This window comes from Pyxidicoccus sp. M6, assembly GCF_055568925.1.
On record NZ_CM145714.1, the window covers coordinates 9,768,735 to 9,791,498 of the forward strand.

Sequence of the window (22,764 nt, forward strand, 5' to 3'; positions counted from 1 at the left end):
CCCCTCAGATTTCGGTGAACAGCTCCTGGATGTCCTGCTCGGTGAGCGTGCGGCCCAACTCGTCACCGTCGCCGCCCAACACTCCGGCGGCCAGGTCTCTCTTCCGGCGCTGGAGGGCGAGAATCTTCTCCTCCACCGTGCCGCGGGTAATCAGCTTGTAGCTGATGACGGCGCGCGTCTGGCCGATGCGGTGCGTACGGTCCGTGGCCTGGTCCTCCACGGCCGGGTTCCACCACGGGTCGAAGTGGATGACGTAGTCCGCGGCGGTGAGGTTGAGGCCGGTGCCGCCCGCCTTCAGGGAGATGAAGAACAGCGGGGGCCCGTCAGGCTGGTTGTACTCGTCCACCTTGCCCATGCGGTCCTTGGTGCGACCGTCCAGGTAGAGGTAGCGCAGGCCCTTCTTGTCGGCCTCCGTCTTGAGCAGCTCCAGCATCTCCGTGAACTGGCTGAAGACGAGCGCACGGTGGCCTTCCGCCACCAGGTCCTCCACCAACTGGAGGAAGCGCTCCACCTTGGCGCTGGACGGCAGCAACGTGCCGGGCGGCATCTTCAGGAGACGCGGGTCGCAGCACACCTGACGCAGGCGCATCAGCGCGGCGAGGATGGACACGCGGCTGCGCTTGAAGCCCACCTTCTCGATGGACTCCGACACCTTGCGGCGGCTCTCGTCCAGCACCTCGCGGTAGAGGGCGGCCTGACCGGGTTCCATCTCGCACCAGGCGATGGACTCCGTCTTGGGCGGCAGGTCCTTGGCCACCTCCGTCTTCAGGCGGCGCAGGATGAAGGGCTGAATCCGGCGGCGCAGCCGGTCCTTCGCGGAGGCGTCGTTGGCCACCTGGATGGGCTGCTCGTACCTGTCGGAGAAGCCCTCCGCGCTGCCGAGGAAGCCCGGCATCAGGAAGTCGAAGATGCTCCACAGCTCCGACAGGCGGTTCTCCAGAGGCGTACCGGTGAGCGCCAGGCGCGTCTCGCTCGGCAGCGCCTTGCAGGCCTGCGCGGTGGCGCTGTCCGCGTTCTTGATGTTCTGCGCCTCGTCCAGGACGACGTAGCGGAAGCCCACCTGGGAGAGCTGGTCCAGGTCCCGACGCACCAGGGCGTACGAGGTGAGGACCAGGTCCATCCCCTTCAGGTCCTCCGCGCGCTCCTTGCGGTCCTGGCCGTGCCACACCATGACCTTGAGGCCCGGCGTGAAGCGCTCGGCCTCGCGCTCCCAGTTGGCGAGCACGCTGGTGGGCGCCACCACGAGCGACGGCTTGCGCCCCTCGTCGTTGGCCACCTTCTGCATGAGGCTCAGCGACTGCACCGTCTTACCGAGACCCATGTCGTCCGCGAGGATGCCGGACAGCCCATGGCGGCGCAGGAACCAGAGCCAGGACAGGCCCGCCTCCTGGTAGTGGCGCAGCGTGGCCTGAAGTCCCTCGGGGACGGCGACCTTCGGCACGCCGGCCGTCTCGCGCAGCTCCAGCATGGCCTGCCGCGCCTTGGCCTCCACCTCGGTGAACTCGCCCAGGTCCGCGAGCAGGTCCAACGCGACAGCCTGGTGCAGCGGCAGCCGTGTGCGCGAGCGGCCCGGCATGGCGCCGGCCTCCTCGAGCAGGTCCGCCACGCGCTTGATCTCAGCGGGGTCGGCCTCGGCGAAGGTGCCGTCCTTCAGCGGGACGAAGCGGCGGCCCGAGTCCAGCCACATGCGCACCGCGCCCAGGTCCACCGCCTGGTCGTCGGTGACGAACTCGGCGTCCAGGTCGAACCACTGCACACCGCTCATGCCCACGCGGATGCGCGGCTTGAGCTTGGGACGCAGGCGCACCTTGGGAGCCTGCACGCCGAAGCGCTCCCACTCGGACGGCAGCGAGGCCAGGCCGCGCGCCCAGAACTCCAGCGCGGCGTCACCGGCGGCGTCGAAGACGGAGCTCTGCTGCTCGAACTTCAGACCCAGGTCCAAGAGGAGCTTGCCCGCGGCGCGCTCCACGTCCTCGCGGCGGCGGTACAGCTTGCGGCTGTCCGAGCCCACGCCGCTGGCGTAGCCCAGGTGCGTGGCCGTGGGGGACACCGGCACGGTGGTCTGCCCGTAGCGGGCGGCGAGCTGCACCTTCACCTTCTCCGGGTTGCCCTCCAGCGTGAGCATGAAGCGCGGCTCTACCGACTCGTCCACGTCGATGTCGTCCGCCTTCAGCGCCATGCGGAAGCGCGGCAGGTGCGCGGCGAAGAAGGTGAGCACCCGGTCCAGCTGCCCGGCCGGGAAGGACATGCTCGGCTCCAGGAGCCACTTGCGCAGCAGGCGGGGCGGGAAGTCCGGCTCCACCGCGTGCAGGTTCTGCCCCTGGATGACCCAGGTCTTCTTCCCCGACAGGAGGATGACGTCCTTCAGCGAGCAGCTGGCGTTGTCCGGGAAGAGCAATTCAATCCGCGCGGTGGCGCCGTCCGGGCGCGACTCCAGGCGAATCTGCGGACGCACGGGCATTTCCGTGTTGATGAGCTGCGTGCCCCGGTAGATGACGCGGCGCTGGCGCAACTGGTCCAGCACCTCGCTCAGGTCCTCGTCGGAGAGGACGATGCGCGAGTCGTAGCGGTGCTCGTGCCGCGACAGCATCATGAAGACGCGCTCGTCCGCGGGAGCGATGCGGCCGCCCGTCTGGAGCAGCCGCTTGACGTGGATGGGGCCCTTCGTCTGGGCGTCCTGACGGCGCACGTCCACCACCCAGTGCCGTCCCCCGTTGCCGGTGCTGGAGGGCGTCAGGCGGTAGAAGAACTCGTAGTCGGGCAGCGAGGACAGGCCGAGCCAGCTCTCCACCTTCGCGAGCGCCGGCAGATTCACCGGGTCGATGGCGGGAGACGCCACGGGTTCCACCGGCGCCTCGTCGTCGGCGACCTCATTGGTCTCCACGGGGGCGGCGGAGGCCACGGGCTCCGGGCGCGGGGGCGGCGGAGCGGGCGGGCGGAAGCGCGCGGCGTAGATGAGCGCGGCGGCGACCACGTGCTTGCAGTGCGGCCCGTACACGTTCCAGGACTGGCAGGTACAGGTGGACGTAGCCTTCCCGTCCCCCAATTCCAGGGCCACCTGGTAGCGCTCGCCGGACGAGCCGGCGACCTGGGCGGTGATGCGGTTGCCTTCTCGTTGGAGACCGAAGACGCGGCGCGTTTCGGCCACCTCCCGGCCCTTCTTGAAGGTGGTGGGTTGAACTTCGGCCTTCAGGGCCCGGAGCCACACGGTGTCCTGAGGAGGGAGGGCGTCTCGAATGTCGGCGGTGGATTGCACGGCTGGCAAAGGCCCCAGGCTCCATTTGGCCGCGGGGAACGCGCTGGACTACCACACCAACGGCGCTCCCGCTCGCGGGAAAAAGCGATGCGTCCGCCAGCGGAAGCAGCCCACTGGCATCTGGCTATGAGAGCATCAACCCGCGCCATGGCCCGGACCGTCCGCCCCCGCGTCTTCGTCACCCGCCAGCTCCCTGGAGAGGCCCTCGGCCGACTGGGCAGGCACGTGGACCTGCGCGTCTGGGAGGACGAGCTGCCACCGTCCCGTGACGCGCTCCTGGCCGAGGCGGCGCACGCCGAGGGCCTTGTCACCCTGCTGACAGACCGGGTGGACGAAGGCCTGCTCGCCGCTGCGCCGGGCCTGCGGGCGGTGAGCAACGTGGCCGTGGGCTACGACAACATCGACGTGCGGGCCTGTACCACGCGCCGGATACCGGTGGGCAACACTCCGGGTGTGCTCACGGAGACCACCGCGGACTTCGCCTTCGCCCTGCTGATGGGGCTGGCGCGCCGGGTGGCGGAGGCGGATGCCTTCGTCCGCGCGGGGAAGTGGCGCACGTGGAGCCCCACCCTCCTCCTGGGCACCGACATCCACGGGGCCACGCTGGGCATCGTCGGCCTGGGCGCCATCGGCGCGGCGGTGGCCCGGCGGGCGCGCGGCTTCGGCATGCGCGTGCTGTACGTGGGCCGCGAGGCGCGGCCCGAGCTGGAGACGGAGCTGGGCGTGCGGCGCGTGGACAAGGCGACGCTGCTGGCGGAGTCGGACATCGTCAGCCTGCACGTCCCGCTGTCGCCCCAGACACGGCACTGGCTGGGACGCGCCGAGCTTCAGGCGATGAAGCCAGGGGCGCTGCTCGTCAACACCGCGCGCGGCGGTGTGGTGGACCAGGCGGCGCTCATCGAGGCGCTGCGGGACGGACGGCTGGGTGGCGCCGCGCTGGACGTCATGGACCCGGAGCCGCTCCCCACGGACAGCCCGCTGATGACGTTGCCGAACGTCCTGCTGGCGCCCCACATCGCCAGCGCCTCGCATGCCACGCGGGGGCGCATGGCCTCCATGGCGGTGGACAACCTCCTGGCCGCGCTCGACGGACGGCGGCCTCCTCACTGCGTCAACCCGGAGCTCTTCCCATGAACATGCCCGCACCGAGCCTGACCGACACCACCCTCGTCGCCGACGTGAACGCCATGCTGCGCGACGTGCCGAACTTCCCCAAGCCGGGCATCGTCTTCAAGGACATCACCCCCGTGCTGGCCGACCCGCGCCTGTTCGGCCGCGTCATCAACGCGATGTCCGCGCCCTTCCGCGGGCAGCACATCTCCAAGGTGGTGGGCGTGGAGGCCCGCGGCTTCCTCCTGGGCGCGCCCATCGCACTCGCGCTGCACGCGGGCTTCGTCCCCGCGCGCAAGCCGGGCAAGCTGCCCTACAAGTCCGTCGTGGAGAAGTACTCGCTGGAGTACGGCGCGGACGGGCTGGAGATGCACGAGGACGCCCTCCACAAGGGCGAGCGCGTGCTCATCGTGGACGATGTGCTCGCCACCGGCGGCACGGCCGAGGCCACCTCGAGGCTGGTGCAGAAGCTCGGCGGAGAGCTGGTGGGCTACAGCTTCCTCATCCACCTGGCCTTCCTCGACGGCCTGAAGCGCCTGGGCCAGGACAAGGTGACGTCGCTCCTGTCCTTCTGAGGACACCCGAGGGGACTGGAGGGCGCCGGAGCATTTCGGGCATCCGCGCCCTCCCCTGCCCGCCTGCTGCCGCGCGGGCCGGGCCTGCCCACCTCTGGAGGAGGCACCGTTCCACGGAGGAAAGGCCATGCCCGAGGTGCGCTCCAGCGGCGACGTCCGCATCCACTACGACGACGTGGGCCACGGAGAGCCCACGCTGCTCTTCATCCCGGGCTGGTGCACCACCCGGAACGTCTTCCGACACATCATCCCCCGCTGCGCCGCGCGCCACCGGGTGCTCTCCGTGGACCTGCGCGGCCATGGGCTGTCCGAGGGCGGAGGCGCCGACTTCGACAGCGACACCGTGCTGGAAGATTTGCTCGCCGTGGTGGAGGCCAGCGGCGCGCGCCCGGTGGTCCCCGTCGGCCTGTCCCACGCAGGCTGGTGGGCGATAGAGCTGCGACGCGAACTGGGCGCCGAGCGCGTACCGGACATCGTGTTGATGGACTGGCTCATCTCCGAGCCGCCGCTCGCCTTCACCGAGCTGCTGCAGGGGCTGATGTCCGACCGCTGGAGGGAAGCCCGCGACGGGCTCTTCGCCATGTGGCTGAAGGGCGTGAACAACGAAGAGGTCATCCGCTACGTCCGCGAGGAGATGGGCGCCTTCGGCGAGGACATGTGGGCCCGCGCCGCGCGGGAGATTGGCGCCGCGTACTCGCGCGAGGGCTCGCCGCTAAGGGCCCTCTTCGGACTGCGGCCGCCCACGCCGACGCTGCACCTCTACGCCCAGCCGGACTCGCCCGAGTACCTCGATGGACAGGTGGCCTTCAGCACGCAGAACCCGTGGTTCCACGTGATGAAGCTGCCCGCCATCAGCCACTTCCCGATGCTGGAGGTGCCAGACCTCATGGCAGCGGGAATCGAGGCGCTCGTCTCCGCGCGGGAGACGTACATCAACACCAGCCTCGACGCGGCCAGCACCCCGCCCGCCTGACACGCATTCCCAGCGGCCCACCTCGCCGCCTGGCTGACCACCCGACGGCCCCGCCCGGCGCCGTCGGGTTGACGTCTTTCGGTCCCCTGTTTATAAGTTGGTCACACAACCAACAAACAAGACCACCATGCCCCGTCCATCCAACACCGAGGAGCGCCGCCAGCAGATTGTGGATGGGCTGCTCAAGGTCATGGCGGAGCGCGGCTACGAGCGCGCCTCCGTGGGCGAAATCGCGAAGGCGGCGGGGCTGAGCCCGGGGCTCGTGCACTACCACTTCAGCGACAAGCAGGAGATTCTGCTCGTGCTGGTGGAGCAGCTCGCCTCGCGCGCGCGCATCCGGGTGACGACGCGACTGGCGAGGGTGAAGGGCGATGACGCGCGCGCGAAGGTGGATGCCTTCATCGACGCCTTCCTCGCCACGGGCGGAGACGCGGCCCCGTCCGCCGTCGCGAGCTGGGTCACCATCAGCGCGGAGGCCATCCGTCAGCCGGAAGTGCGCGCCGCCTATGACAGGGTGGTGAAGGCGGACCTGGAGCAGCTCGAGTCGCTCGTCGCCGCGGTGGTGGGCAAGCGCCGGGCACGCACCATCGCCGCGGGCCTCTTCGCCGCGGTGCAGGGCTACTTCGTGCTCTCCGCGAGCGCGCCCGACCTCGTGCCTCCGGGCTCCGCGGCGGGCACCGTGAAGCGCATGGCCGCGGGCCTGCTGGACACGGTGGAAGCGCGGGAGGACGCATGAAGACGCCGACGAAGCTGGGGCTCCTTTCCACCCTCTACCTCTCGCAGGGCCTGCCGTTCGGCTTCTTCACCCAGGCCCTGCCCGTGCTGCTGCGCAAGCAGGGTCTGTCGCTGCCCGCCATCGGCCTGGCGCACCTGTTGGCCCTACCGTGGGCGCTCAAGTTCCTCTGGGCTCCGGCCATGGACCGCTACGGCTCGGAGAAGTGGGGCCGGCGGCGCGGCTACATCCTCCCGTTGCAGTGCCTGTCCGCGGCGCTGCTCCTGTCGCTCGCGCTGCCCGCCGCCGGGCTGGACACGAGCCTCCTCATGGCCGCGGTCCTGGGGGTGAACCTCCTGGCCGCCACGCAGGACATCGCCACGGACGGGCTCGCGGTGGACCTGCTCGGGCCCGAGGAGCGCGGCTGGGGCAACGGCATCCAGGTGGCCGCCTACCGCGTGGGCATGATTGTCGGCGGCGGCCTCATGCTCGCCGTCTTCGACGCGGTGGGCTGGCGCCCCACGTTCCTCGCGCTCGGCGGGCTGCTGCTCCTCGCCACCGTGCCCATCACCCTCTACCGCGAGCCCCCTTCCGAGCCTCCGCCCGCGCAGAGCCTGGGCCTGTCGTGGTGGCTGCGGCGCCCGGGCGCGGCGGCGTGGCTCGCGCTGCTCGTCGTCTACAAGGCGGGCGAGGCCCTGGCCACGGGCATGCTGCGCACCTTCCTCGTGGACTCGGGGCTGTCGCTCACGGACATCGGCTGGATGCTCGGCGGCGTGGGCTTCACCGCGGGCCTTTTGGGCGCCCTCCTCGGCGGCGGCCTCGTGGTGCGGCTGGGCCGGCGCCGTGCGCTGCTCCTCTTCGGCGTCACGCAGGCCGGCGCGGTGCTGCTGTACGCGCTCGCCGCCCGTGGCACCGCGTCGCTTCCGCTGCTCACCGCCGTCTGCGCGGTGGAGCACGTGGCGAGCGGCATGGCCACCGCCGCCGTCTTCACCGCGATGATGGACGCCTGTCGTCCCGAGCACGCCGCCACCGACTACACCGTGCAGGCCTCGCTGGTCGTGCTGGCCACCGGCGGCGCGGCCGCGGTGAGCGGCTTCAGCGCCAACGCGCTCGGCTACTCCGCGCACTTCGCGCTGTCCGCCGCCCTCTGCGTCGCCGGCACGCTCTTCGTCGCCCTCACCTTCCACCCGCCCCGAACGGAGTCGCCCGGGGCGGCTCCCGAGGTGTCCCCATGACCATCGCCGTCTACGCCGGCAGCTTCGACCCCGTCACCTCCGGACACCTGTCCGTCGTCCGGCAGGCCGCGCGCCTCTTCGGCCACGTCGTCGTCGTGGTGGCCGTCAATCCCAACAAGCGCTCCCTCCTCTCCGCCGACGAGCGCATGGCCCTCCTGCGCGAGGCCGTGAGGCTCCACCCCAACGTCACCGTGGCGCGCACCGAAGGGCTCATCGTCGACTTCGCGCGCGAGATTGGCGCCAGCGTCCTCCTTCGCGGCGTGCGCGGCGCCACCGACGCCCAGTTCGAGACGGAGCTGGCGCAGAACAACCGCGCCCTCGCGCCGGAACTGTCCACCCTCTTCCTCCCCGCCGAGGCGCACCTTGCCGAGGTGAGCAGCAGCGGACTCAAGGAGCGCGTCGCGCGCGGCGAGGATGTTTCGGCCTTCTGCCCACCCGCCGTCGCGGCGAAGCTGAGAGAACGACTCGCACCCTCTGCCCGGAGTCAGCCATGAGCCTGTCCTTCGTCACCCTCGGCGTCGGTGACGCCTTCTCCGCCCTGCGCTACTCCTCGTGCCTCGCCGTCGAGGCGGAGGGACAGGTGCTCCTCGTGGACTGCCCGCACCCCATCCGGAAGATGATGCGCGAGGCCTCCGAGTCCTCCGGTGTCCCCCTCGACGCGGACCGCGTCAGCGCCGTGGCCCTCACCCACCTGCATGCGGACCATGCATCGGGCCTCGAAGGCCTGGGCTATTTCTCCTTCTTCGTGCTGAAGAAGAAGCTGGAGGTGCTCACCCACCCCGCCGTGGCGGAGCGCCTCTGGGAGGGGCACCTCGCCGCCGGCATGGAGTGCCTCATCGAGCGCCATGGCTCGGCCCCCAACGACAAGCACTTCGAGGACTACTTCGAGCACACGCCGCTCTCCACGGAGACCTGCGTGCGGCACGGGCCGTTCCTGATTGAGGCCCGCATGACGTACCACCACCTGCCCACCACCGCGCTGCGCATCCATGCGGGGGGCCGGTGCCTGGGCTACAGCGCGGACACCGCCTTCGACGAGGGCCTCATCGACTGGCTCTCGGAGGCGGACCTGATGATTCACGAGACGAACTACGGCGTGCACACGCCCTACGAGAAGCTCGCGGCGCTGCCCGCGGAATTGCGCGCCCGGATGCGGCTCATCCACTACCCGGACGACTTCGACACCGGCGCGAGCGTCATCGAACCGCTCGCACAGGGCCGCCGCTACCACGTGTGACTGAGATGAAAAGGCGCCCCGCTCCAGCATGAGCGGGGCGCCCTTCACTGCCTCACGCGTTACTGCGAGAAGATGACCAGCGAGTAGGGGCCGAGCTTGATGGTGCCGTTGTAGCCCAGGCCGTCCTTGGCGCCGGCGTTGGCGTTGGTATCCAGCGTCGCCGTGTTGCCAAAGTCGGACGAGTACCCGTTCCAGTCGCTGTTGAAGCGGGCGTACCAGAGGCCGCCGCGCGGGAAGCCGACGTTGTAGCTGGAGAAGTAGGTGCCGCTGAAGTTGGCGACGATGACCACGTCATCGCCCGGGCCACCGGCATCCCAGCGGTGGTAGGCAAGCACCTTGTTGGTGTTGTTGACGTGGTAGACGTTGACGTTGCCGCCACGCAGGCCGCGGGTGTTGTTGGACCAGTTGCGGCGCAGGCGGATGAGGTCGCGGTACAGCGTCTTGATGCCGCCGTAGGAGTTCAGCTTGTTCCAGTCCACCGGGTCGCCGTCGGAGAAGTAGCCGTCCTCCAGAATCTCCTGGCCCTGGAACATGAGCGGGATGCCGGGCGAGGTGAAGACGACGCCCGCCGCCAGCGTGGAGCGCTTCTTGGCCGCCCAGCTCCCGGCGTTGCCCGGCCAGATTTCCTCCGGCACGCGGCTGTGGCCGTTGGCCACCTCGTCATGGCTCTCCGTGTAGATGACGCGCGCGGTGTGCCGGCCGCTGAAGCGCTGGTAGATGGCGTTCTTCACCGCGTTCATGTCGCGGTTGGCGTCGTTCATCTCGATGACGGCCTGGCGGAGGGGGTGGACGAACTCGCCCGCCCACTGCGAGTCGAAGCCGCCGCCGCCCGAGCTGTCGGACGTGGCGTCGTTGGTGATGGAGTCACCCGCTCCGAAGTCCTCCGCGATGCTGATCTTCCACGGCTGCGTCGCGTTGATTTCGCGGTTGATGGAGCGGAACACCGTCCACGCATCGCCGATGCTGTTGCCCTCGTTGCCGTCCGAGGTGCGCATGTACTTGGTGGCGTCCCAGCGCAGACCGTCGGCGCGGAAGGCATTCGTCAGGCTCATCATCGAGTCGCGGATGTACGCGCGGACCTCGGGGCGGCCGTAGTCCGGACGCGTGCTGCCCCACGGCGTGTTCTTCCGCCAGTCCGTGTAGAAGTACTCGCCACCCGAGCCGAGGCAGTCACCGCTGAAGCACCACATGGGCAAATCGCTGGGGCCGTAGTGGTTGTGCACCACGTCGAAGATGACGCCGATGCCGCGGTAGTGCGCCTCGTCCACGAAGCGCTTCATGTCGTCGGGGCTGCCGTACGCGCTCTCCGGCGCGAAGGGGAAGGCCGCGTTGTAGCCCCAGGAGAAGTCACCGGCGAACTCGAATGCCGGCATGACCTCCACCATGTTGACGCCGAGGTCCCTCAGGTAGTCGAGCTTGGCAATCGCGCTCGTCCAGTTGCCGGGGCCGCCGCCGGGCGAGTCGTAGAGCGTGCCGACGTGCATCTCGTAGATGACCATCTCGTTGAACGGCGGCGTGCTGAACTGCTGCGACTTCCAGTAGTACGTGCCCTGGTCGTAGATGATGCTGGCGCCGGACGAGTTCTCCTGCCACGCCGAGCGCGGGTCGGCATGATCCGCGCCGCCGTCCCACTGGTTGACGACGTAGTACTTGTACTTCTGGCCCTTCACGGCGCCGGCAACGTCGCCGGAGAAGTTGCCGTTGAACTCGTTGCCCAGCTCGATGCCGTTCCAGCTGCTGAAGTCGCCCTTCACGTAGACGCGCTTGGCGTACGGGGCCCAGACGCGGAACGTCGTGCCGCCCGAGTAGATGGAGGCGCCCATGCCGGGGCGCGTCGAAGAAGTGAGGGGCTGATAGACGGTGGCGGTCTGCGGACTGGAAACCTGTTGCTGTTGCGACTCGAGAGCGGGCTCGCCACAACCGCCCAGCAAGCCGGCCAGTAGCAGCGCACTCCACCTGTTGACGTACCGCATGATGAGGACCTCCCTTGGTTAAGGGGCGTCCTAGCAACCACGGTGAATCCGGCGCAAACGTCGGAAGCGGTTTTCCTGTAACTTTCCATCATGTCGCATTGCAGCAATTCGCGCGGATTTGCTGCCACGCGGCATGTATCACGCACGCCCCGTGAAGACGTGGAGGCTCGCCTTCGAAAGGCGACTGCGCTACTCCGGGCGGACTGCGCGGCGCCGACGGGCGCCCTTCTGCCTCTGGAGAAAGAGCCGAGATGAAGACGACGACAGCGCCGGCCCGACGCGTGGCCCTGCTCCTGCCGCTCGCGTTGGCCGTGGTGCTGACGGCGGACCGTGCCTCGGGGGCCCAGCCCTCCGCGCCGGCCGCGCCTGCCTCGCGGAAGGTGACGCTGCTGCACCTGGCGGACGTGTATCAGGTGCAGCCGGTGGAGGCGGGTCGCCGGGGCGGGCTGGCGCGGGTGGCCACGCTGCGCAAGCAGGTGCTGAAGGAGGCCCCGGACGCGGTGACGGTGCTGGGCGGCGACACGCTGTCTCCGTCCGTGGAGTCGCTGCTGACGGTGGACGGCAAGGCGCTCAAGGGCCGGCAGATGATTGATGCGTGGAACGCGCTCGGCCTGGACTACGCGGTGCTGGGCAACCACGAGTTCGACTTCGGCGACGAGGCGCTGCGCGAGCGCATCCACGAGTCGCGCTTCACGTGGCTGGGCGCCAACGTGACGGACGCGAAGACGGGCGGCGTCTTCGAGGGCGTGAAGGCCTGGGACGTGCGCGACGTGGGCGGTGTGAAGCTGGGCCTGTTCGGCGTGGTGGTGGCGGAGACGAAGAAGACCTCCAAGCCCGGGCCGGACACGAACTTCGGGGACTCCTGCGAGGCGTCGCGCGACGCGGTGACGAAGCTGCGCGAGGCGGGCGCCACGGTGGTGGTGGGGCTGACGCACCTGACGCTGGAGGAGGACCGCGCGCTCGCGAAGTGCGTGAAGGTGGATGCGATTCTGGGCGGGCATGACCACACGGGCGCGGAGGACCGCTCCACGGGGACGCCCATCTTCAAGGTGCCCGCGGACGCGGTGGAGCTGGGCCGGCTCACGCTGGACGTGGACGCGGCGACGGGGGCGGTGCGCAAGGCCACGTGGAAGCGGATGCCCGTCACGAGCAAGGTGCCGGAGGACGCGGACTTCAACGCGGCCATGAAGGCATATGAGCCGCTGTTCGCCCGGCTCTCCGAGCGCGTGGGCCGCACGCCGGTGGCGCTGGACGCGCGCTCGGTGGAGGTGCGCACGCGGGAGACGAACCTGGGCTCCTTCGTCGCGGATGCGTTCCGCGCGGCGGCCGGCGCGGACGTGGCGCTGGTGAATGGCGGCGCCCTGCGCGCGGACGCGGTGCTGCCTGCGGGTGTGGTGACGCGGCGCGAGCTGCACGCGATTCTTCCGTACGAGGACTCGCTGGTGGTGGTGGAGGTGAAGGGGGCCGCGCTGAAGGCGGCGCTGGAGAATGGAGTGAGCCTGGCGCGCGAGGACGCGAAGCCCGGCCGCTTCCCGCAGGTGTCCGGCCTGCGCTTCACGTACGACGCGGGCAAGCCCGCGGGCGAGCGCGTGGTGGACGTGAAGGTGGGCGGCAAGCCGCTGGACGCGGACGCCACGTACAAGCTGGCGACGCTGAGCTTCCTCGCGGGCGGCAAGGACGGCTACGAGATGCTGAAGGGGCTGCCCTCCACGCCCGTGCAGAAGGGCACGCCGCTGGACGTGCTGGCGGAGGCGTTCCGCACCGGCAAGCCCGCGCCGCGCGCGAAGCCGGAGGGGCGCATCGTCCGCATCGGTGACGCCACGCTGACGAAGGACGCGCGCCGGCCGCCGCCGCCGCCCAAGTAGCCCTCACCGCACCGCCCACCCGCGCCGCTCATAGACGACGCGCCCCGCCAGCTCGCGCAGCGCATCCGTGCTCTGGCTGAGGTTGCCCGCGCGGGGCAGCCAGCTCATGCGCTTGAGCGGTGTGTCCGACGTGCGCACGTCCACGGGCAGCGTGTCCGGCCGCAGGCCCACCGCGGCGAAGCAGCCCGCGGCGCGCGGCATGTGCGCGGCGCTCGTCACCAGCAGCAGCGTCTTCCACCCCTGCGCGCGGATGATGCGCTCGGACTCCACCGCGTTCTCGCGCGTGTTGCGGCTCTTCCCCTCGGCGAGGATGCGCTCCGCCGGGATGCCCCATGCCTGGAGCTGCTTCGACAGCACGTCCGCCTCCACCACCGCCTCGGGCCTCGGGTCCAGCGAGCCGCCGGAGATGAGCACCCTTTGCGCCCTCCCCTCCCGCAGCAACTCGAAGCCGCGCAGCAGCCGCTCCGGCGCGGCGTTGTACTCGGGCCTTCCGGAGCGCTCGGTGGCGACGGGGTCCAACCCACCGCCCAGCACGATGACGGCGTCGTACGTCACGTCCGGGCGGAACGTCGTGACGGCCCCCGCCTCCGTCGCCCGCATCAGCGCCGACGACACCGCCTCCGTGGAGAAGGCGTAGAGCACCAGCAGCCCCAGCACGCTGAGCAGCCGTGAGGCCCTGGCACGGCGCCGCAGCAGCGCCCCGGCAAGCAGGAACAGCAGCGCCCACGACAGCGGCGCCAGGAAGATGTCGAGCACCTTCGAAAGGAAGAGGAACATCGCAGGAAGGCTCCAGATAGCGCTTCCGCGCCGGCTCGGCATCCCCCATCTGGCGGCCTACCCGAGCCCGCTCCCGGCGCCGAGACCTCGTCAGTTCTCCTCGACGGAGACCGAGCCCGGTGCGTCCACCGCCACCTCGAAGGCCGCCGCGGGCGCCCCGGCCATCGCCTTCCGGTCCGGCAGGGCAAACTCCATCTGCCGCAGGCCAGTCACCTCGTACCGGCCCTCGCCGAGCAGCTGAATCAACGCCCACCCCTGTCTTCCCGACACCCGCGTCCCGGGAGGCGTCACCAGGCCCACCTCGCCCGGACTCGCATTCATGCGCCGGACCCTCACGACGTAACGGCTTGTTCCTTCGAGCTTGCGGAGCACGAACTGGGAATTGGGCAGGTAGGCCTGCCAGTGCAGCGTCTTGTCGACCCCCAGCGAGACCACCTCATTGGTCATCTCATCCCGGACGTTGACCACGGAGAACCCGGGCGCGCCCGGGGCCTCCCCCTGTCCGAGGAAGAAGAAATACACCACCTTCGCGGACGGCAACGTGCTGGGCCTGTAGCCGAGCATCTGGATGGCCGAGCCCGCCGTCGCGTCCGTACCGTCGGGTACCGCGAGCAGCGGGCTCGAGTCCCACGTTCCCTCGGAAGAGGCTCCGGAGCCGGGAGCACCTCCCGCCGGCCTGGAGAGCCACGCCGAGTAGGTGTGTTGCGGGTTGAGCACCATCCACCGCGCACGGGACTCGGGACGATAGGAATTGCGCCCGTGCTTCAACAGAATCCGAGCGGGCACCTTCTCGAGGACCTGGATGGCGGGCTCCCCCTTCTCCGGCGGAAGCATGCCCTCCGAGCCCGCCATGGCCAGGTCCGGGACCTGCGTGCGCAGCGGAGCCAGCTTCACCTCCAGCTCCCTCTTGAGCTCTCCGGGGGCAAAGGAGTGGACCCAGGACCGCCACCCGCCATGCACCAGGGTCACCCTCTGCGATGCGGTGGAGGGCTGGAGGTCCATCGTCAGGGGCGTCTGGCCCTGAATGGCCCCATCCACGAAGACATACGCCCCTGGAGGCTCGGACTGAACGGTCACCCGCTGCCCGGATGCGCGCATGACGAGGAGACAGAGCACCGCCAACGCGAGCAGGCCGCTCACACCCGTGCCGATGGCCAGCCAGCGCAGCGCCTTCCGGCGCCGGCTCTCGCCAACGGGCTCCGTGAGCAGGGTGTCCCGAGGGTAGGCGGCGTCCCCCACCATCTCGGGAAGTCCCAACTGAGGCAGTGTCGCCACTCCTCCCGCGCCCATCTTCCAGAGCGCGGGTTTGATGCCCGCGGGACGGACCTGGCCGTTCGGCGCGGGAGGTGGCGGCATGGCGACCTGCTCCATCTCCCATCGCTTGCGCCGGGGCGGCCCGGTCCGCGCGGAGGTACCGAGCCTTGGTGGAGGAGGCAGGGTGGCCCGCGTCTCGCGCCACGTCTCCACCATGCGCAGGAACTCCGGCGGGACGCGCGCGCCCCTTCCCGCCACGGCCAGCTCCTCGCGGAACAGCCAGGTCATCAAATGCTTGCGCGTCGTCGGGCGAAAGAGAGGGGCCTCCCTGCCCATCCAATCCGAGAGCGCCTGCTGGAACGCCTCCGCGGTGGAGAAGCGGACGTGGAGGTCGGTCGCCAGCGCCTGATGGACAATCGAGACCAGCCGCGAATCCAGCCGCGCGTTGAGGGAGGCCAGCGGAACCAGCCGGCCCTCCACGATTTTCTCCATGACCTCGAGCTCGACGCCTTCCGCCGGACAGCGCCCGGAGAGCATCTGGTAGAGCACCACCCCCACCGAATAGACATCCGAGCGGGCATCCACGACTTCGCCCCGGGCCTGCTCCGGAGAGAGATAGAGGTACTTGCCCTTCACCACGCCCACGTCCGTCTCCGGACGCCCGACCAGCCGGGCCTTGGCGATGCCGAAGTCGGAAATCTTCACCTCGCCTTCGTAGCTGAGCAGCACGTTGTCGGGAGACATGTCCCGGTGCACCAGGCCCAGCGGACGCCCCTGCTCGTCCGTCCGCTCGTGCGCGTGGTGCAGGCCGCGGCACATCTCGATGGCAATCCCTACCGCCAGCGGGGCCGGGAGCGATGGCAGTCCCTGGGCCCGGGCCATCTTCAGGACCCGGGACAGCGGCTGCCCGTCCACCAGCTCCATGGCCAGGAAGTACTCCCCCTCCACCTGCCCGAAGTCGAAGACCTGGACGATGTTGCCGTGGCTGAGGCCAATCGAGATGCGCGCCTCGTTGAGGAACATGGCGGCGAACGCGGGGACCTCCGCGTAGTGCGTGAGGACCCGCTTGATGACCACGAACTTGCTGACGCCAGGCGCCGCGGTGTACCGGGCGCGATAGACAACCGCCATGCCGCCGGTGCCCAGCCGTTCCAGCAACTCGTACTTGCCGAACCAGGTCGCGGGAGCCTCGCCCATGAGCGAAGCCTAGCACCGCGAGTCAAATCCCTTGCAGTGACGCGCCCGTCAGCGCTCTCCCCAGTGCAACTTTTGACGAAGGATGGAGAAGTACGCCACCTTTGGATTGCGCACCAGGTTGACGCGGTTGGGCGAGCGCACCACCTCGATGCAGTCCCCGCCCTGCAGTCCGTGCCCTGTCTGTCCATCCAGCGTGAGGTACGTGTCCGCCGTCTCGCTGCGCAGGGTGATTCGAATCACCCGGTCCGCCGGCACGACGATGGAGCGCTGCGTGAGCGCGTGCGAGCAGATGGGTGACAGCACCGTGCAGTCCACCGACGGGTGGACGATGGGCCCGCCCGCGGACAGCGAATACGCCGTGGAGCCGGTGGGCGTGGCGAGGATGACGCCGTCCGCCTTGTACGTCGTAATCGGCACGCCATCGATGGACGTCTCGTGGTCGGCGATGCGCGCCAGCGCGCCCTTGTTGATGACCACGTCGTTGAGGATTTCGTCCTCGATGAGCGTGCGCCCGCCGCGGAGCAGCCGGCAGGTGAGCTTCATCCGCGAGTCCACCTGGAAGCGCCCCGCCAGCACCTGCTCCAGCGTGGTGAAGAGCTCCTCCACGGGGATTTCCGTCATGAAGCCGAGGCTGCCCAGGTTGACACCCAGAATCGGCACCCCGCGTCCGCCCAGCATGCGGGCCGCGTAGATGAGCGTGCCGTCACCGCCCAGCACCACCACCAGGTCCGCCCGGGCCGCCAGCTCCCGGTCCTCCACGCGGGGCCAGCCCAGTGTGTGCGCCAGGGAGCGGTCCCCGAGGATGGTCAACTGCGGGTAGCGCTCGCGGATCTGCACCGCCAGGGCCGCCGCCTCGGGCTTGTCCTTCTTCGCGACGATAGCCAGGGTCTGCACGCGGCCGCGTTCTAGTCCAGCCGGGCGTCCGGGCGCTCCCCCGAAATGTCGGGGTGCCCTCCCGCCGACACCTGACCCGGCACCCAGGTCCTCCGGTCGCTATTTTCAGGCCTCATGGACCTCTTCGAACATGCCGGCCAGAAGGAGCAGGCCACCCAGGCGCCGCTGGCCGAGCGCATGCGCCCCCGCTCGCTCGCCGAGTTCGTGGGCCAGGAGCACGTCACCGGCGAGGGCCGCTTCCTGCGCCGGGCAATCGAGAGCGATCAGGTGCCGAGCCTCATCCTCTGGGGCCCGCCCGGCACCGGCAAGACGACGCTGGCGCAGGTCATCGCCCGCTCCACCGGCGCCGCCTTCGAGTCCATCTCCGCCGTCCTCTCCGGCGTGAAGGACATCCGCGACACGGTGGCCCGCGCGCAGGACCGGTGGAAGCTGCACAGGAAGCGCACCCTCCTCTTCGTGGACGAAATCCACCGCTTCAACAAGGCGCAGCAGGACGCGCTGCTGCCCCATGTGGAGAAGGGCACGCTGACGCTCATCGGCGCCACCACGGAGAACCCCTCGTTCGAGGTCAACGCCGCGCTCCTCTCCCGCTGCCGCGTCGTCACCCTGCGCGGGCTGGAGGAGGACGAGCTCATTCCCCTCCTGCGCCGCGCGGTGGCGGACGAGCGGGGCCTGGGCGGCCGCGTGACGGTGGACGACGAGGCGCTGGACTTCCTCGCCAGCACCGCGGGCGGCGACGCGCGCAAGGCCCTCACCGCATTGGAAGTCGCGGCGGCCCACGGTGGCACGCACGTGGACAAGCACTCGGCGGAGGAGGCCCTGCAGCAGAAGATGCTCCTCTACGACAAGGGCGGCGAGGAGCACTACAACGTCATCAGCGCCTTCATCAAATCCATGCGCGGCAGCGACGTGGACGCGGCGCTGTACTGGATGGTGCGGATGCTGGAGGCGGGGGAAGACCCCATGTTCATCCTCCGGCGCATGGTCATCTTCGCCTCGGAGGACATCGGCAACGCGGACCCGCGCGCGCTGGGCGTGGCGGTGGACGCGCTGCACGCCTTCCAGCTCATGGGCCTGCCCGAGGGCACCCTGCCGATGACGCAGGCCGTGACGTACCTCGCGCTGGCCCCCAAGGCGAACACGGTGATTACCGCGTACATGGCCGCGCGCGAGGCCGTGAAAAGCGAGGGCGCGCTGCCGGTGCCCATGCACCTGCGCAACGCGCCCACGAAGCTGATGAAGTCACTGGGCTACGGGGGCGGCTACAAGTACCCCCACAACTTCGAGGGCAACTACGTCCCCGAGGACTACCTGCCGGAGGCCCTCAGGGCCCGCCGCTTCTACAGCCCCTCGCGCAACGGCGAGGAGGCGAAGCTGGCGGACCGCTACGAGGAGATTCAGCGCCAGCTCGCGGAGCGCAAGCCCCGCGAGCCGGGGGAGGAAGGCTGAATCAGGAGGCGGCTTCCATCGCCTCGCCCTCGTCCTGCTTGGGCGTGCGGGGCTTCATGGAGCGGCCGGCCACCTCGTACTGCTTCAGCAGGCGGCGGAAGTTGGAGCGGTCCACGCCCGCCGCGCGCGCCGCGCTGGAGACGTTCTGGTTGTTCTTCTCCAGCAGCGCGGAGAGGTAGCGGCGCTCGAAGGCGCGCATCGCCAGGCGCTTGGCCTGGGCGTACGGCAGGTGCGCCAGGCTGAACACCTCCACCGTCGAGTCGGCCTGCGGCGCGGCCTGGAAGCCGGGCGGCAAATCCTCCACGTCGATGACGTCGTTGGCCGTCAGCACCACCGCGCGCTCGATGACGTTCTCCAGCTCGCGCACGTTGCCCGTCCACCGGTTGCAGGTGAGGGCCTCCATGGCGCGCGGGGAGATGCCGGTGACCTTCTTGTCCGCCTTGGACGCGTACAGCTTGAGGAAGTGGTGCGCGAGCAGCGGCACGTCCTCGGGGCGGTCGCGCAGCGGCGGCAGGTCGATGGTGATGACGTTGAGGCGGTAGAAGAGGTCCTCGCGGAACTTGCCCTGCTCCTTGGCGCGGGACAGGTCCACGTGGGTGGCGGCGATGACGCGCACGTCCACCTTGATGGACTCGTTGGCGCCCACGCGCTTCACCTCACCCTCCTGCAGCACGCGCAGCAGGCGGACCTGGGTGGCGGGGGGCACGTCGCCAATCTCATCGAGGAAGATGGTGCCGCCGTCGGCCGCCTCGAAGAGGCCCTTCTTGTTGCCGGTGGCGCCGGTGAAGCTGCCCTTCACGTGGCCGAAGAGCTCGCTCTCCAGCAGCGTCTCCGTCAGCGCCGAGCAGTTGACGGCGACGAAGGGCTTGTCCTTGCGCGAGCTGCGGTAGTGGATGGCGCGCGCCACCAGCTCCTTGCCCGTGCCGCTCTCGCCCTGGATGAGGACGGTGGCGGTGGAGTGGCTCACCGTCTCCACCAGCTTGAAGACGGAGCGCATCTGCGTGGACTGGCCGATGAGGTCCTCGAACTGGCTGCGCGCGGTGAGGGCCTCCTCCAGGGCGCGGGTGCGGTCCTTCAGCGCCTTGCGCTCGGCGGCCTTGGCCACCGTCATGCTGACTTCGTCGATGTTCTCGAACGGCTTGGTGAGGTAGTCGTACGCGCCCGCCTTCACCGCCTCCACCGCCGTCTCCACGGTGGCGAAGGCCGTCATCATGATGACCTCCACGTCCGGGCGCTCCGCCTTGATGCCGCGGAGCAGGTCCATGCCGGACAGGTTGGGCATCTTGATGTCGAGGACGACGACATCGATGCTGGGGTCCTTTGCAGCCGTCAAACCCTCCACCGCGTCGTCAATGGCCACCACGGGGTGGCCTTCGCGCTGGAGAATCTGCGTCACGGCCTTGAGGACGACGGAGTCATCATCCACGACGAGGACTTTGGCGCGCTTGACTGGATTCACGGCAACCTCTCGAGCTGCAGGGGAATGGGCAGGAAGACGGTGAAGCGGGAACCCGCGCCGACCTGGGTGTCCACGTGGAAGCTCCCCCCGTGGTCCTGGACGATGCGGTAGGCGATGGACAGGCCCAGGCCGGTGCCTTCACCGGGGGCCTTGGTCGTGAAGGACGGCTCGAAGATGCGCGGCAGGTGGCGCTCCTCGATTCCGGTGCCGGTGTCGGCCACGGCGAAGTAGCAGCGGTCTCCCTCGCGGCCCGTCACCAGGGACAGGCGCCCCTCGGGAGACGGCAAGGCCTGGAGGCCGTTCTGCAGCAGGTTGAGCACCACCTGCGCGAGCTGGCCCGGGTCGCCGTACACCTTCGGCAACCCCTCCATCAGCCCCAGCGACAGCTCCACCTTCGGCGTCGCCTTGAGCTGCGCGCGGAAGAGCACCGCCGCGTCCTCCACGCACTTGGACAAGTCGAACAGGCGCCTGTCCTCCACGCGGCTGTGGCGGCTGAACTTGAGGAGGCTCTCCACAATCCGCTTGCAGCGCAGCGCGCTCTCTTCAATCAGCTTCAGCGACTCGAGGTCCGAGCCGCTGCGGCCCGCGTCGCGGGACATGAGCTGCGCGAAGGCGAGGATGCCGCCCAGCGGGTTGTTGATTTCGTGCGCCACGCCGCCGGCGAGCTGGCCCACCGCGGCCATCTTCTCCGTCTCGATGAGGCGCCGCGTAATCGACTGCTCCTCGGTGACGTCGCGGTAGGTGCACACCACGCGGTCATCGCCCGCCATGGGGTACGCGGAGACGACGTAGGTACGGCCGGCCTGCTGCACCTCGCCGCGCGCGCCCTTGCCGCTCTCCACCGCGGCCGGCAGCGGGCAGCCCGTGCACGGCTCGTTGCGGCCGAAGAGGTAGCGGTAGCAGGCGGTGTCCGAGGGAATCTCTTCAATCGAGCGCCCGGCGACGCGCGCATACGCGAGGTTGGCGCGGCGCACGGCGAAGTCGCGCGCGCGAACCACGCACAGCGGCGTCTCCATGCAGTCGAAGGACAGCTCCCACTCGCGCTTGGCCTGGCTGAGCATGCGCGTGCGCTGGGCGACGCGCTCCTCCAGGTCCGCGTTGAGCAGCTTGAGCTCGGCGTTCTGCGCCTGCGTCATCTGGTACAGCCGCTCGTTCTCCGCCTGGAGCGCGTACTGCTCGAAGGCGCTCTTCACGGTGAGGACGAGGTGGCTGTCGTTCCAGGGCTTGGAGATGAAGCGGAAGATTTCGGAGCGGTTGATGGCCTCTTCAATGGCCTGCTGGTCCGCCTGGCCCGTCAACATGATGCGCTGGGCGCGCGGCTCCTGCTGCTTCACCTGGGTGAGGAACTCCACCCCGTTCATCCCCGGCATGCGGAAGTCGGAGATGACGACCTCGGGGTGGAACTGCTGCAGCGTCCGCAGCCCCTGCTCGGCGTCCGTCGCCGTCTCGATTTCCCAGTCGCCCCGCCGCAGCACCCGGCGGATGGACTTGAGGATGTTCTCCTCGTCATCCACCAGCAGCAGCCGTCCGCGCGGCGCTGCGTCCTGCTTCGTGAGCTGTGCGGCTTGGGGACCCATGGATTCTTTCTGCCTCACGACAATTGCAATGGCCCTGCCAGAGCCCATTGCGCGGTAAACTCCTGAAATCACGAGCTTTGATGCTCTCGTGACTCAAGAGGACGTGAGTCAGCATAGACCCTCCCCCACCAAACGGGTCAATACCTACCCAGGGTGTTTGACCCGGGTCAGCCGCCGGACGAGGAAGGAGGCGGAAACGGGGGGAGCTGGGAGTGCAGGCAGATGCGGTCTCTCCCCTCATGCTTGGCCCGGTAGAGGGCCTCGTCCGCGGTGAGGAGGAGCTGCTCCGGGGTGAGCACGGAGCGGTGGGGAAAACCGGAAACCCCGAGCGAAGCCGTCACGCGCAGGGTCCCTTCGGCCCCCAGGCGCAGGGCTCGCAATTCGCGGCGCACGCGCTCCGCCACGGTGAGGGCGCCGGTGAGGTGGGTGCGCGGCAGCAGCACGGCGAACTCCTCCCCTCCGTAGCGGGCCACGAGGTCCGTCTCGCGCACGCCGCGCTGGAGGGCGGCGGCCACCTCGCGCAGCACGCCGTCCCCGGCCGCGTGGCCGTACTGGTCATTCACCTCCTTGAAGTGATCCAAATCCAGGAGGATGAGCGACAGCGCGTCGTCGTAGCGCTGGGCGCGGCGGAACTCCTCGCGCAGCCGCTCCTGGAAGTGGCGGTGGTTGTGGACGCCGGTGAGGCCGTCCGTGGAGGACAGCCGCTGCAGTTCCCCCACCTGGGAGGCGAGCGCCTCCACCCGGGCCTGATGCCACAGGCACCGGCGCACCCGCGCGGCGAGCTCGTCATCACTCCATGGGTCGAAAATGACTTCCGCGCCCCGGTGCAGCGCCTCCAGCCACGGCTCGCGCGGCTCGGGCGGGGCGAGCACGACGACGGGGGTGCCCTGACCTCCGTCCGGCGGAAGCAGGCGGTCCAGGACGCTCAGCATCCCGGCGCCATCCGAGCCCAGGCAGAGCACCACCAGGGACGCGGCGCGGGCCAGCCGGGGTACCTCCGGACCGTGGGACGTCAGCCGGAGCGCGAAGTCCTCCGGCCCCAGGGCCCGGGCCAGCCGGGGCAGCGTTGACTGCGAGTCATCCACCACGAGCAGGGTGTAGGGCCTGGAGTTCACAGTATCCCCGCAAATTGATGCTCATACGGTATCATGCCGGTGCGGTGGAGTGCGACCCCCTCTCGTTGAATCAGGGAAGGTCCTCTGCTACCGAGCGCGTTCACTT

17 protein-coding genes are annotated in these 22,764 nt (G+C 69.6%); 9 read left to right on the forward strand and 8 right to left on the reverse strand.

Going from position 1 to position 22,764, the window contains the following annotated elements; all coding sequences use genetic code 11:
• Positions 1 to 4 precede the first annotated feature (4 nt).
• A complete protein-coding gene (locus ACVTJA_RS38295; protein WP_465827694.1) occupies positions 5 to 3,265 on the reverse strand; it encodes a DEAD/DEAH box helicase in 3,261 nt (1,086 codons plus the stop codon).
• Between the two features lie 138 nt (positions 3,266 to 3,403).
• On the opposite strand from ACVTJA_RS38295, the gene ACVTJA_RS38300 reads away from it, so the two are divergent.
• From ACVTJA_RS38300 to ACVTJA_RS38330, 7 genes are all read left to right on the forward strand, one after another.
• Positions 3,404 to 4,390, forward strand: coding sequence for a 2-hydroxyacid dehydrogenase (locus tag ACVTJA_RS38300; protein ID WP_465827695.1), 987 nt, complete (start codon positions 3,404 to 3,406; stop codon positions 4,388 to 4,390).
• Positions 4,387 to 4,941 (forward strand): adenine phosphoribosyltransferase, encoded by a 555-nt coding sequence (locus tag ACVTJA_RS38305; RefSeq protein ID WP_465827697.1) that lies wholly within the window; start codon positions 4,387 to 4,389, stop codon positions 4,939 to 4,941. The genes ACVTJA_RS38300 and ACVTJA_RS38305 overlap by 4 nt, the downstream gene beginning before the upstream one ends.
• A gap of 127 nt (positions 4,942 to 5,068) precedes the next feature.
• Positions 5,069 to 5,914 (forward strand): alpha/beta fold hydrolase, encoded by an 846-nt coding sequence (locus tag ACVTJA_RS38310; RefSeq protein WP_465827699.1) that lies wholly within the window; start codon positions 5,069 to 5,071, stop codon positions 5,912 to 5,914.
• Between the two features lie 127 nt (positions 5,915 to 6,041).
• On the forward strand, positions 6,042 to 6,650 hold the full coding sequence (locus ACVTJA_RS38315) for a TetR family transcriptional regulator (RefSeq protein ID WP_465827700.1): 609 nt from the start codon (positions 6,042 to 6,044) through the stop codon (positions 6,648 to 6,650).
• On the forward strand, positions 6,647 to 7,861 hold the full coding sequence (locus ACVTJA_RS38320; protein ID WP_465827701.1) for an MFS transporter: 1,215 nt from the start codon (positions 6,647 to 6,649) through the stop codon (positions 7,859 to 7,861). Before ACVTJA_RS38315 ends, ACVTJA_RS38320 begins: the two co-directional genes overlap by 4 nt.
• The gene (coaD, locus tag ACVTJA_RS38325) at positions 7,858 to 8,355 is read left to right on the forward strand and encodes a pantetheine-phosphate adenylyltransferase (protein ID WP_465827702.1); all 498 of its coding nucleotides are present in this window, start codon (positions 7,858 to 7,860) and stop codon (positions 8,353 to 8,355) included. Before ACVTJA_RS38320 ends, coaD begins: the two co-directional genes overlap by 4 nt.
• Positions 8,352 to 9,098 carry an MBL fold metallo-hydrolase gene (locus tag ACVTJA_RS38330; protein WP_465827703.1) on the forward strand — a complete coding sequence of 249 codons (747 nt, stop codon included), beginning with the start codon at positions 8,352 to 8,354 and terminating at the stop codon, positions 9,096 to 9,098. The genes coaD and ACVTJA_RS38330 overlap by 4 nt, the downstream gene beginning before the upstream one ends.
• 59 nt (positions 9,099 to 9,157) lie before the next feature.
• Here ACVTJA_RS38330 and ACVTJA_RS38335 read toward each other — a convergent pair whose 3' ends face one another.
• Positions 9,158 to 11,071: an alpha-amylase family glycosyl hydrolase gene (locus tag ACVTJA_RS38335; RefSeq protein WP_465827705.1), complete on the reverse strand. Its 1,914-nt coding sequence runs from the start codon at positions 11,069 to 11,071 to the stop codon at positions 9,158 to 9,160.
• 251 nt (positions 11,072 to 11,322) lie between these two features.
• Between ACVTJA_RS38335 and ACVTJA_RS38340 the strand changes: the two genes are divergently transcribed.
• Positions 11,323 to 12,936 carry a bifunctional metallophosphatase/5'-nucleotidase gene (locus ACVTJA_RS38340; RefSeq protein ID WP_465827707.1) on the forward strand — a complete coding sequence of 538 codons (1,614 nt, stop codon included), beginning with the start codon at positions 11,323 to 11,325 and terminating at the stop codon, positions 12,934 to 12,936.
• A gap of 3 nt (positions 12,937 to 12,939) precedes the next feature.
• Here ACVTJA_RS38340 and ACVTJA_RS38345 read toward each other — a convergent pair whose 3' ends face one another.
• The 3 genes from ACVTJA_RS38345 to ACVTJA_RS38355 all read right to left on the reverse strand — a co-directional run bounded on the left by ACVTJA_RS38345 (position 12,940) and on the right by ACVTJA_RS38355 (position 17,058).
• The gene (locus ACVTJA_RS38345; protein WP_465827709.1) at positions 12,940 to 13,713 is read right to left on the reverse strand and encodes a YdcF family protein; all 774 of its coding nucleotides are present in this window, start codon (positions 13,711 to 13,713) and stop codon (positions 12,940 to 12,942) included.
• A gap of 90 nt (positions 13,714 to 13,803) precedes the next feature.
• Positions 13,804 to 16,164: a serine/threonine-protein kinase gene (locus ACVTJA_RS38350; RefSeq protein ID WP_465827711.1), complete on the reverse strand. Its 2,361-nt coding sequence runs from the start codon at positions 16,162 to 16,164 to the stop codon at positions 13,804 to 13,806.
• A 48-nt stretch (positions 16,165 to 16,212) separates the two neighbouring features.
• Positions 16,213 to 17,058, reverse strand: coding sequence for an NAD(+)/NADH kinase (locus ACVTJA_RS38355; protein ID WP_465827714.1), 846 nt, complete (start codon positions 17,056 to 17,058; stop codon positions 16,213 to 16,215).
• A gap of 114 nt (positions 17,059 to 17,172) precedes the next feature.
• Here ACVTJA_RS38355 and ACVTJA_RS38360 point away from each other — a divergent pair, with 114 nt between their 5' ends.
• A complete protein-coding gene (locus ACVTJA_RS38360; protein WP_465827716.1) occupies positions 17,173 to 18,507 on the forward strand; it encodes a replication-associated recombination protein A in 1,335 nt (444 codons plus the stop codon).
• 1 nt (position 18,508) lies between these two features.
• Here ACVTJA_RS38360 and ACVTJA_RS38365 read toward each other — a convergent pair whose 3' ends face one another.
• The 3 genes from ACVTJA_RS38365 to ACVTJA_RS38375 all read right to left on the reverse strand — a co-directional run bounded on the left by ACVTJA_RS38365 (position 18,509) and on the right by ACVTJA_RS38375 (position 22,658).
• On the reverse strand, positions 18,509 to 19,966 hold the full coding sequence (locus ACVTJA_RS38365) for a sigma-54-dependent transcriptional regulator (RefSeq protein ID WP_465827718.1): 1,458 nt from the start codon (positions 19,964 to 19,966) through the stop codon (positions 18,509 to 18,511).
• Positions 19,963 to 21,543 carry an ATP-binding protein gene (locus tag ACVTJA_RS38370; RefSeq protein ID WP_465827721.1) on the reverse strand — a complete coding sequence of 527 codons (1,581 nt, stop codon included), beginning with the start codon at positions 21,541 to 21,543 and terminating at the stop codon, positions 19,963 to 19,965. Before ACVTJA_RS38370 ends, ACVTJA_RS38365 begins: the two co-directional genes overlap by 4 nt.
• 167 nt (positions 21,544 to 21,710) lie before the next feature.
• Complete coding sequence (locus tag ACVTJA_RS38375; RefSeq protein WP_465827722.1) at positions 21,711 to 22,658, reverse strand: GGDEF domain-containing response regulator; 948 nt, start codon at positions 22,656 to 22,658, stop codon at positions 21,711 to 21,713.
• Positions 22,659 to 22,764: the final 106 nt, after the last annotated feature.